At 67.3% G+C, this 10,407-nt stretch carries 7 protein-coding genes; 2 read left to right on the top strand and 5 right to left on the bottom strand.

The features are described 5' to 3' along the window. The coding region (locus ACK5F2_RS04930) for a S8 family serine peptidase (protein ID WP_409863203.1) at nucleotides 1-1,113 on the bottom strand (1,113 nt) is incomplete at its 3' end. A 208-nt stretch (nucleotides 1,114-1,321) separates the two neighbouring features. Beyond that, nucleotides 1,322-1,744, bottom strand: coding sequence for an HIT family protein (locus tag ACK5F2_RS04925; protein WP_409863202.1), 423 nt, complete (start codon nucleotides 1,742-1,744; stop codon nucleotides 1,322-1,324). Between the two features lie 76 nt (nucleotides 1,745-1,820). Between ACK5F2_RS04925 and ACK5F2_RS04920 the strand changes: the two genes are divergently transcribed. Further along, the gene (locus tag ACK5F2_RS04920) at nucleotides 1,821-2,834 is read left to right on the top strand and encodes a Bug family tripartite tricarboxylate transporter substrate binding protein (RefSeq protein ID WP_409863201.1); all 1,014 of its coding nucleotides are present in this window, start codon (nucleotides 1,821-1,823) and stop codon (nucleotides 2,832-2,834) included. Between the two features lie 26 nt (nucleotides 2,835-2,860). Here ACK5F2_RS04920 and ACK5F2_RS04915 read toward each other — a convergent pair whose 3' ends face one another. From ACK5F2_RS04915 to ACK5F2_RS04905, 3 genes are all read right to left on the bottom strand, one after another. Then, nucleotides 2,861-3,658, bottom strand: a complete 798-nt coding sequence (locus ACK5F2_RS04915; protein ID WP_409863199.1) for a hypothetical protein — start codon at nucleotides 3,656-3,658, stop codon at nucleotides 2,861-2,863. Beyond that, complete coding sequence (locus tag ACK5F2_RS04910) at nucleotides 3,655-4,620, bottom strand: substrate-binding domain-containing protein (protein WP_409863197.1); 966 nt, start codon at nucleotides 4,618-4,620, stop codon at nucleotides 3,655-3,657. Before ACK5F2_RS04910 ends, ACK5F2_RS04915 begins: the two co-directional genes overlap by 4 nt. A gap of 72 nt (nucleotides 4,621-4,692) precedes the next feature. Beyond that, the gene (locus tag ACK5F2_RS04905) at nucleotides 4,693-8,589 is read right to left on the bottom strand and encodes a DUF3683 domain-containing protein (protein ID WP_409863195.1); all 3,897 of its coding nucleotides are present in this window, start codon (nucleotides 8,587-8,589) and stop codon (nucleotides 4,693-4,695) included. Nucleotides 8,590-9,009: 420 nt separating this feature from the next. Here ACK5F2_RS04905 and ugpB point away from each other — a divergent pair, with 420 nt between their 5' ends. After that, nucleotides 9,010-10,323: a sn-glycerol-3-phosphate ABC transporter substrate-binding protein UgpB gene (ugpB, locus tag ACK5F2_RS04900; RefSeq protein ID WP_409863194.1), complete on the top strand. Its 1,314-nt coding sequence runs from the start codon at nucleotides 9,010-9,012 to the stop codon at nucleotides 10,321-10,323. The last annotated feature ends 84 nt before the right edge of the window (nucleotides 10,324-10,407 follow it).

Genomic DNA, 10,407 nt, shown 5'->3' with positions numbered 1-10,407 from the left:
AACGCTCTGGGCATCGCCGGCATTGCCTTCAATGCCAAGGTGCAGCCCATTCGCGTGCTGGGCAAGTGCGGCGGCTACACCTCGGACATTGCCGACGGCATCACCTGGGCTTCGGGCGCCATTGACAGCGTTCTGGGTGGTGGTGTCGCAGGCACCGCCGCCGCCCAGGGAGAGGTTGAGCACCTTGGAGGGTGTGGTGTTGGCCGGGGCGCCGGCCACGTTGCCGCCCGAAGCCCAGGTGATGCCGTCGGCAATGTCCGAGGTGTAGCCGCCGCACTTGCCCAGCACGCGAATGGGCTGCACCTTGGCATTGAAGGCAATGCCGGCGATGCCCAGAGCGTTGTTGGTCTTGGCGGCGATGGTGCCGGCCACATGGGTGCCATGCCAGCTGGAGTTGGTGGCCGGGCGGCCCACGCCGCATTCGCCCGCGGCGGTCCAGTCGCCGGGGTCGCTGGCATCGGCGTCGCGGCCGTTGCCATCGTTGGCGATGGAGGTCTGGGTGATCATGTCGTAGCCGGCCACGGTCTGGCCGGCCAGGTCGGCATGGGGCCGGATGCCGGTGTCGATGACGGCTACGACCACGCCCGTGCCGGTGGCACGGTCCCAGGCAGCGGGGGCGCGGATGCCGCCGGTGGCCTCGAACAGATCCCACTGCGAGGCGTAGCTGCTGTCATTGGGGGTGAGCAGCGGGTACATCATGCGGTCGGGCTCGGCATATTCGATATCGACATCGGCCGCCTTGAGCTGGGCCGAGAGCTGGCGCAACTGCTCCAGGCTGAGGGCGCGGTCGAGCTTGAAGACATGGGCGCCGGTGCCCATCTGCCGCAGCACGCGGAGCTGGGCCCCCAGGGGCGCGGCCAGGCTCTGGGCACGGGCGGCACGGCTTTCAAGGCGATCGGCGGCCACGCTACGGGCCTGCAGGGCCATGCCGCCGCCGGACTGCTGCACCAGGGTGCTGCCGTCGCGGTACTTGATGATGAGGCGGTCGCTGCGCTCGGTGTGCGCGGGTTCTGCGGCTTTGTCGATGTCCTGGGCCGAGATGCCGGCCAGGGCGGGGCTGAGGGCAACCATGCCCAGCGCCAGGAAGGCGCCGGTGGATTTCAAACGCAACATGCTGAGGTCTCCAGATGAGCGCCCGGCGGGATTCCGTGCCCACCGGGATGAAAACGGCGGTCGCGTGGACCGCCGGCCGTCCAGCCCCCGGCAGGGTGCTCAGGGGGCCGGCATCGCGCCGACCTGATGCGGCCGTCGCGATGTCGGCGCAGTGTAGGAAGGCTGTTCGTGCGCCAATCGCCCACCCTGCAAGACCTGACAGGCGGACTTACCCCAGGGCTGCGCGCAGGGCCCGGTCCAGCGCGTCCAGGTCCAGCGCAGGGTCCACGCGCGGCTCGCGCAAGGCCTGGCCCCAGATGGGGTTGGGGAAATGGCTGTCGTCCTCGAAGCGGGCGATCACATGCCAGTGCAGATGCGGCACCACATTGCCCAGGCTGGCCAGATTGATCTTGCTGGGCCGCAGCTGCTGGCGCAGCAGCTGCTCGATGCGGGCCACGGTCTCCATGCAGTCCTGGCGTTCGGCGGGGGCGAGATCGCTGAACTCGGCCACATGGGCGTTCCAGATCAGGCGGTAGAAGGCGGGAAAGGCGGGGGTATCGGTGACGCGCACGACGCGCCAGGACGGGGTCTGTGCGATGAGCAGACCGCCGCTGTCCTGACACAGGGGGCAAGGGGTCGGTACGGATGTCATGGGGCCGGGATGCAGATCTAAGATGAGCTCACTGTATTCGCTATTCGCATGATGACTGCATGAGGACTGGAACCGCATGAGTGCCACACATCGCTTTGCCCCCTCCCCGTCCGCGGCCCGTCGCGGCACCCTGCTGGCCCTGGGCGCCGCCCTGATGGCCGGCCTGCTGCCCGCGGCCAGCCAGGCGCAGGCGGCCTGGCCCAGCAAGCCCATACGCTGGATCGTGGCCTACCCGGCGGGCGGCGGCTCGGACTTCCTGGCGCGCCAGCTGGCGCCACAGCTGGGCCGGCAGCTGGGCCAGACCCTGGTGATCGAGAACCGCCCCGGGGCGGCCGGCATCATCGGCACCGATGCGGCCGCCAAGTCCGCCGCCGACGGCTACACCATCGCCACCGGGGACAACGGGGCCATGGTCTTCAACAGCGCCATGTACAAGAAGCTGCCCTATGCGCCCAGCGATCTGGCGCCGGTGGGCTTTATGGCGCGATTCCCGCTGATCCTGGTGGTCAATCCGGCGGCGGGCTTCAGCTCGGGCGCGCAGTGGCTGGCCGAGGTCAAGAAGAACCCGGGCAAGTACAGCTATGCCTCACCCGGCGTGGGCAGCCCGCACCATCTGGCCATGGAGCTGGTGAAGGAGCGCAGCAGCAGCTTCATCGTGCATGTGCCCTACCGCGGCACGGCCTTCTCCACCCAGGACCTGATCGCGGGCGTGGTGCCCATGGGCATTCTGGACACGGCCGCCGGCCTGCCCCACATCCGCTCGGGCAAGCTCAAGGCCCTGGCGGTGCTGAGCCCGCGCCGCATTGCCACCCTGCCCGAGGTGCCCACCATGCAGGAGCTGGGACTCAAGGGCGTGGATGTGGCGGCCTGGCAGGGCCTGTTCGTGCCCAAGGGAACGCCCGAGCCCATCGTGCAGCGCCTGACGGCCGAGATGCACAAGGCCATCAGCACGCCCGAGGTCCGGGCCAAGCTGGAGGACTTCGGGCTGGAGGTGGCCCCGAGCGACGCGGCCAGCCTGGCGCGCTTCATCGAGCAGGAGCAGCGCAGCTGGCATGCCCTGATCCGGGAGCGCAAGCTGTCGGCGGACTGAGCGGGAGCGGGCGGCGCAGGCCCTGGTCAGCGCGGTCTGCGGGGAACGTAGCCGGCGGGGGGCTTGGGAATCAGCTCCCACTCCTGCCGCACCCGCTCGTAGTAGCGACCCAGGCCAGCCCGTGCCCAGACCGGGCGCACGGACTCGGCGAACAAGCCCTCTTGCAGGGCCTGGCGCAAGCTGCCCAGCAGGGCGGGAGCAAGACCGGGGTGGCAGGCCAGCCAGCGGTCCACCTGCGCCAGCACAAAGACGCGCTGCACCTGAGGCTCGCCCTGGCCCTCCAGCATGCCCGGCCGCTCGTCGCTGAGCAGGTAGTCGAAGCGCTTGCGCTGCAGCATGCCGACACGCTGGGCCACGGGGGAGACGGGCTCGTAGCCGATATCAGCGGCGCCGAGCAGGTCACTCAGATCCGCGATTTCAACGGCCCCCACCCGGTAGGGCCGCAGGTCCTCGATATTGCGCACCGGCGGCGCGCCCTTCAGGGCGTAGACGGCCAGTTTCACCGGAGCCACCCGGGCCACATAGCTGATGGTCTCAGCCTCGCCGGGCGAAAAGTTCAGCGCCAGGCCGCAGCTGCCGGGACTGTTGGGCAGGGTGGCAGCGATGCGCCGCCTGGGCATGAGGGTCACGCGCAGGCTCACGCCATGGGCCTGGAGCAGGGCTTGCAAGGCCTCGATATAGGGGCCGCCAGGCCGGCCATCGCGCAGCTCGATGAAGGGGGGGTCCGCTTCCGCGAAGATCTGGAGTTGTTGCGCAGCGCATGCCGGAGACGACAGCACACCCAGCAGCGCCGCGGAGCCGATCAGGCGCCCGAGGAGACTCATGTCCGGGTGACCAGCTGGACCGGCGACTGGATGATGTTGGGCAGTTCGGCCTGGCGGGTCCCCGTTTGCAAGGCCTTGAGCACGACGTCGAGCGCGTACTCGGCCTGCTTGGCCGGAAACTGGTCCACCGTGGCCACAACGGCGCCCTGGGCAATCAGCGGTCGGATGGACGGGATGTTGTCATAGCCCGAGACCAGCACATCGGCGCTGCGCTTGAGTTCCTTCAGGGCCTGCACCGCCCCCAGGGCCATATTGTCATTGCCACACATGAGGGCCTTGATGTCGGGCGCCAGGCGCAGCAGCTCAAGCGCAGCGGCGTGGCCCAGTTCGCGGGTCCAGAAACCGGAACGAACCGCCGCCAGCCGCAGGCCGGTAGCGGAAATGGCGGCACGGAAACCGTCGCTGCGCGACTTGGCATTGATGGAGCCCGGCGGCCCCTCGATGATGCCCACCGCGCTGCCGCGCGGCAGCTGCTTGGCCACATGCTCGCCCACGGTGCGACTGCCCAGAAAATTGCTGGGGCCCACGAAGGGAATGCTGACGCCGGCCGTGGTCAGGGCGCGATCATCCAGCTTGTTGTCCAGATTGACGACCAGCAGGCCGGCCTTGAGCGCCTTGAGCAGCACGGGCAGCAGGGCATTGGAGTCCGCCGGCACGATCACCAGCGCTTGCACCCGCCGCTCGATGGCCTTGGCCACCAGGCGCTCCTGGGTGGCCACATCGGTCTCGCCGTCGATACCCTCAACCGTGAGTTCGTAGTCGGACTTGCGCCGCGCCTGATGCGCGCGAGCCCCCTCGCCCATCAGCATGAAGAATTCATTGCGCATGGCCTTGAGGATCAGGGCCACCTTGAAGCGTTCCGAGCTCGCCAGGGCAAGATGCGGGGCGGCAAGTGCCCCAAGGGCGGCGAGCAGCAAACCGCGACGCTGGTCGAGACCGACCTTGGCGGAATGGGCTGTCATGCTGGACCTGCTTGTTCTGTACTGCGACCCCCGCAGATTACCAGCGCCCTTTGACAGGCGCTGCGGCATACGTCACACCAGCACGCGCTCAATGCCGCCCTGGTTGGCGCGCTCCACGTACTCGGGCATCCAGTTCTCCCCCAGGATCTGGCGCGCCATCTCGACCACGATGTAGTCGGCCTCCAGCAGGCCGTTCTGCAGATCGTTGCCGTAGCGGTTCAGGCCCTGCAGGCAGCTGGGGCAGCTGGTCAGGATCTTGAGGTTCTCCTGGGCGCCCACCTTGCCGCTCTCGCGCAGCTGGCTCTCGGTCTTGCGCAGCTCCTCCTCCTTGCGGAAGCGGATCTGGGTGGAGATGTCGGGCCGGGTCACGCCCAGGGTGCCGCTCTCGCCGCAGCAGCGCTCGCTCTTCACCACCTCGGGGCCGACCAGGGCCTTGACCGTCTTCATGGGCTCCTGCAGCTTCATGGGGCTGTGGCAGGGGTCGTGATAGAGATAGGCCTGCTTGGATTCGAGGGTGATGCCCTTCTCCAGCAGGTACTCGTGGATGTCCACGATGCGGCAGCCGGGGAAGATCTTGTCGAACTCATAGCCCTGCAGCTGGTCGTAGCAGGTGCCGCAGGACACGACCACGGTCTTGATGTCCAGGTAGTTCAGGGTGTTGGCCACGCGGTGGAAGAGCACCCGGTTGTCGGTGATGATCTTCTCGGCCTTGTCGAACTGGCCCGAGCCGCGCTGCGGATAGCCGCAGCACAGATAGCCCGGGGGCAGCACGGTCTGCACGCCGGCATGCCAGAGCATGGCCTGGGTGGCCAGGCCCACCTGGCTGAACAGACGCTCGGAGCCGCAGCCGGGGAAGTAGAACACCGCCTCGGTCTCGGCCGTGGTGGCCTGGGGGTTGCGGATGATGGGGACGTAGTCCTTGTCCTCGATGTCCAGCAGGGCGCGGGCGGTCTTCTTGGGCAGGCCGCCGGGGAGCTTTTTGTTGATGAAGTGAATCACCTGCTCCTTGATGGGCGCGGTGCCCACGGTGGCGCGCGGCGCCGCCGTCTGCTTCTTGGCAAAGCCCTTGAGCAGGTCATGCGCCAGACGCTGCGCCTTGAAGCCCACGCCCACCATGGCGCTGCGCGCCAGCTTGATGGTCTCAGGATTGGTGGCGTTGAGCATGAGCATGGCCGCGGCATTGCCGGGGCGGAAGCTCTTCTGGCCCATCTTGCGCAAGAGGTTGCGCATATTCATGGTCACGTCGCCAAAGTCGATCTTGACCGGGCAGGGGCTGGCGCATTTGTGGCAGACCGTGCAGTGGTCGGCCACGTCCTCGAACTCCTGCCAGTGCTTGATCGAGACGCCGCGGCGCGTCTGCTCCTCGTAGAGGAAGGCCTCCACCAGCAGCGAGGTGGCCAGGATCTTGTTGCGCGGGCTGTAGAGCAGATTGGCGCGCGGCACATGGGTGGCGCAGACCGGCTTGCACTTGCCGCAGCGCAGGCAGTCCTTGACGCTGTCGGCAATGGCGCCGATATCGCTCTGCTGCATGATCAGGGACTCATGCCCCATCAGCCCGAAGCTCGGGGTGTAGGCATTGGTCAGATCGGCAAAGGTGCCATGGGTGGAGGCCTCGGGCCGCAGCAGCTTGCCCTTGTTGAAGCGCCCCTCGGGGTCGATGCGCGCCTTGTAGTCGGCGAAGGGCGCCAGCTCGGCCCCGGAGAGGAACTCCAGCTTGGTGATGCCAATGCCATGCTCGCCCGAGATCACGCCACCCAGCGAGCGCGACAGCTTCATGATGCGGGCCACGGCCTCATGGGCCGTCTGCAGCATCTCGTAGTTGTCGGAGTTGACCGGGATATTGGTGTGCACATTGCCGTCGCCGGCGTGCATGTGCAGGGCCACCCAGACGCGGCCGCGCAGCACCTCCTTGTGGATGCGCCTGGCCTCGTCCACGATGGGCGCGAAAGCGCCCCCCGCAAAGATGCTTTGCAGGGGCTTGAGGATCTGCGTCTTCCAGGAGGCGCGCAGGCTGTGGTCCTGCAGCTGGTCGAAGAAGGAGCGTTCCTCGCCGCGGGGCAGATCCAGCCCCTCCATCCAGCCCTGCCAGAGGGCCCGCACCTCGGCCAGCAGGCTCAGAGCCTGCTGCAGGCGGTCTTCCAGCAGCTCGGCACTGGGGATCTCGCCAGCGTCGTCGCTGCGACCCAGGGGCAGATTGCCGCGCTCGAACCAGGCGGTCAGCGCGTCCACCAGGGCCAGCTTGTTGCGCAGGCTCAGCTCGATATTGATGCGCTCGATGCCCAGGGTGTACTCGCCCATGCGCTCCAGCGGGATCACCACGTCTTCATTGATCTTGAAGGCATTGGTGTGCTTGGAGATGGCAGCCGTGCGCTTGCGGTCCAGCCAGAACTTCTTGCGCGCGTCGGCGCTGATGGCCACAAAGCCCTCGCCCGAGCGGCCATTGGCCAGGCGCACCACCTCGGAGGTGGCACGGGCCACGGCGTCGGCCTCGTCGCCCACGATGTCGCCGATCAGCACCATCTTGGGCAGGCCACCGCGCTTGCTCTTGGTGGCATAGCCCACGGCCTTCAGATAGCGGTCGTCCAGATGCTCCAGGCCGGCCAGGATGGCGCCGCCGGGCTTCTTGGCCTCCGCGAACATGAAGTCCTTGATGTCCACGATGGAGGGCACGCAGTCCTTGGGGTTGCCAAAGAACTCCAGGCAGACCGTGCGGGTGTGGGCGGGCATCTTGTGCACCACCCAGCGCGCGCTGGTGATCAGGCCGTCGCAGCCTTCCTTCTGGATGCCGGGCAAGCCGGCCAGGAACTTGTCGGTGACGTCCTTGCCCAGGCCTTCCTTGCGGAAGACGCGGCCGGGAATGTCCAGGCGCTCCGTGCGCTCCAGCTTCTTGCCCGAGGCATCGAAGTAGCGCAGCTCGAAGCTGGCCACTTCCACATCATGGATCTTGCCCAGATTGTGGTTCAGGCGATGCACCTCCAGCCACTTGGCCTCGGGCGTGACCATGCGCCAGGAGGCCAGATTGTCCAGGGCCGTGCCCCAGAGCACGGCCTTCTTGCCGCCGGCATTCATGGCGATATTGCCGCCGATGCAGCTGGCCTCGGCCGAGGTGGGGTCCACCGCGAACACAAAGCCATGCTGCTCGGCCAGGTCGGCCACGCGCTGCGTGACCACGCCGGCCTCGCTGAAGATGGTGGCCACGGGGCGGTCCAGGCCCGGCAGCTGCAGCATCTCCACGCCGCGCAGGGCCTCGAGCTTCTCGGTGTTGATGACGGCGCTGTTCCAGACCAGGGGCACGGCGCCGCCGGTGTAGCCGGTGCCGCCGCCGCGCGGGATGATGGTCAGACCCAGCTCGATGCAGCCCTTGACCAGCTGGGCCATCTCGGCCTCGGTGTCCGGGGTCAGCACCACAAAGGGGTACTCGACGCGCCAGTCGGTGGCGTCGGTGACATGGGCCACCCGGGCCATGCCGTCGAACTTGATATTGTCCTTGGCCGTGTGGCGACCCAGCAGCTTGACGCTGCGGCGGCGCAGCTCGGCCGTGCGCTCGAACAGGCTGGCGAATTCCTGCACCGCGCTGCGCGCGGCACTCAGCAGCTCGCCCACCAGGGCGTCGCGCTGGGGGTCGGTGCCGGGGTCGCGGCGCTTTTGCACCTCGGCCAGTCGATGCTCCAGGGCCTCGACCAGCTGGGCGCGGCGCTTGGGGTTGTCCAGCAGATCGTCCTGCAGATAGGGGTTGCGCTGCACCACCCAGATATCGCCCAGCACCTCGTAGAGCATGCGGGCGGAGCGGCCGGTGCGGCGCTCCTGGCGCAGCTGGTTCAGCAGCTCCCAGGCCCGGGACCCGAGCAGGCGGATCACGATCTCCCGGTCGGAGAAGGAGGTGTAGTTGTAGGGGATCTCGCGCAGACGCGGCGCGTCGCTGACATGCTCTGGCGCCAGCGAGCTGGCAAGGGCGGCGGGAACAGGCATCGGCTGATGCGGTGCATTCATGGCGACCGGGCGCTGTGCGCACCCTCGGTTGGCTGGCAATCCCTCAGGGACTTCCGGCGAGCTGGAATTTGGCAGGCGGGTGGGGCAGACGCCGCGGGGCTTGTGGCCCCTGGCACTGGAGCACGCGTCACTCCCAGGCGTCAGGCTGCAAATCCTACCGCAGCGCAGCATGCCCGCCGTGGCATAGGCCTTTGTTCCTGCCGCCAAATCGCACCAAGATGACGCATTCGCGCACGAATTACAGCCGATTTCGGCACCAGGCCAGGGCCCGGCCCTATTGCCCCCATGTCGCGTCCATGTCACAACATGGCTGTCACAATTGTCAAATAGGCTGCGCGCAGCCGCAAAAGTCCGATTGCCGGCAACCAAGTTACTTCGAATTACGGAGCACCCCCGACAATGATCAAGACCAAGTCCCTGCAACTGGCCGCCACTCTGCTGGCCGCCGGTCTTGCGAGCAACGTCCAGGCCCAGACCGAAATCCAGTGGTGGCACTCCATGGGTGGCGCCCTGGGTGAATGGGTCAATGACCTCGCCAAGGACTTCAATGCGAGCCAGAAGGACTACAAGATCGTTCCGACCTTCAAGGGCAGCTACGACGAGTCCATGACCGCCGCCATCGCCGCCTTCCGCGCCGGCAATGCGCCGCATGTGCTGCAGGTCTTCGAGGTCGGTACCGCCACCATGATGGCCAGCAAGGGCGCCATCGTGCCCGTGGGCGAGGTGATGAAGAAGGCCGGCGTGGCTTTCGATCCCAAGGCCTATGTGCCTGCCGTGGCCGGTTACTACACCGCCCCCAACGGCCAGATGCTGAGCTTCCCCTTCAACAGCTCGACCACCGTCCTGCACTACAACAAGGACGCGCTGAAGGCTGCCGGTGTTGACCCCAACCAGCCGCCCAAGACCTGGTCTGAAGTGGCCCTGGTGGCCGCCAAGCTGAAGGCCAGCGGCCACAAGTGCCCGTTCACCACCCGCTGGCAGAGCTGGACCCAGCTGGAGAGCTTCTCCGCCTGGCACAACGTGGAATTCGCCACCAAGGGCAATGGCTTCGGCGGCACCGACACGCGCCTGGCCTTCAACTCGCCCCTGCACGTGCGCCACATCGAGAACCTGTCGAACATGGCCAAGCAGGGCCTGTTCGTCTACAAGGGCCGCGGCAACTCGGCCGACGCCACCTATGTGTCGGGTGAGTGCGCCATGACCACCGGCTCCTCGGCCCTGTACGGCAACACCAAGCGCAATGCCAAGTTCGCCTTCGGCATCTCCACCCTGCCCTACTACCACGATGTGGCCGGTGCACCGCAGAACACCGTGATCGGCGGCGCCAGCCTGTGGGTCATGTCCGGCAAGAAGGCCGAGGAGTACAAGGGCGTGGCCCAGTTCTTCGCTCACCTGTCCAAGGTTGAGGAAGCTGCCAAGAGCCACCAGCGCACCGGCTACCTGCCGCTGACGATGGCTTCCTACCAGATGACCGAGAAGAGCGGCTTCTACAAGGCCAACCCCGGCACCGATGTCTCGGTCGAGCAGATGATCCGCAAGACCACCGACAAGTCGCGCGGCATCCGCCTGGGCAACTTCGTTCAGATCCGCACCATCATCGATGAGGAAATGGAGCAGGTCTGGGCCGGCAAGAAGAGCGCCAAGGAAGGTCTGGACGCTGCCGTCAAGCGCGGCAACGAGCAGCTGGAGCGCTTCCAGAAGGCAAATAAGTAAATCCTGAAACCGTCGTCGGGCGCGGCCGCTCCGGCGGCCGGGGGCCCCTGGCCCCCCCCCCCCGGGCCCCGGGCGGCGGGGTTG

The sequence above is a fragment of the Roseateles sp. genome (genome assembly GCF_046300915.1).
GTDB lineage: Bacteria > Pseudomonadota > Gammaproteobacteria > Burkholderiales > Burkholderiaceae_C > Kinneretia.
The sequence above is the reverse complement of the archived record's forward strand: the minus strand, read 5'-3'. Positions and strand labels throughout refer to the sequence as shown.

Excerpts from the sequence above, each read along its gene's own strand:
- ACK5F2_RS04925 (WP_409863202.1), bottom strand. The coding sequence starts at position 1,744 with ATGACATCCGTACCGACCCCTTGCCCCCTGTGTCAGGACAGCGGCGGT.
- ACK5F2_RS04920 (WP_409863201.1), top strand. The coding sequence starts at position 1,821 with ATGAGTGCCACACATCGCTTTGCCCCCTCCCCGTCCGCGGCCCGTCGC.
- ACK5F2_RS04915 (WP_409863199.1), bottom strand. The coding sequence starts at position 3,658 with ATGAGTCTCCTCGGGCGCCTGATCGGCTCCGCGGCGCTGCTGGGTGTG.
- ACK5F2_RS04910 (WP_409863197.1), bottom strand. The coding sequence starts at position 4,620 with ATGACAGCCCATTCCGCCAAGGTCGGTCTCGACCAGCGTCGCGGTTTG.
- ACK5F2_RS04905 (WP_409863195.1), bottom strand. The coding sequence starts at position 8,589 with ATGCCTGTTCCCGCCGCCCTTGCCAGCTCGCTGGCGCCAGAGCATGTC.
- ugpB (WP_409863194.1), top strand. The coding sequence starts at position 9,010 with ATGATCAAGACCAAGTCCCTGCAACTGGCCGCCACTCTGCTGGCCGCC.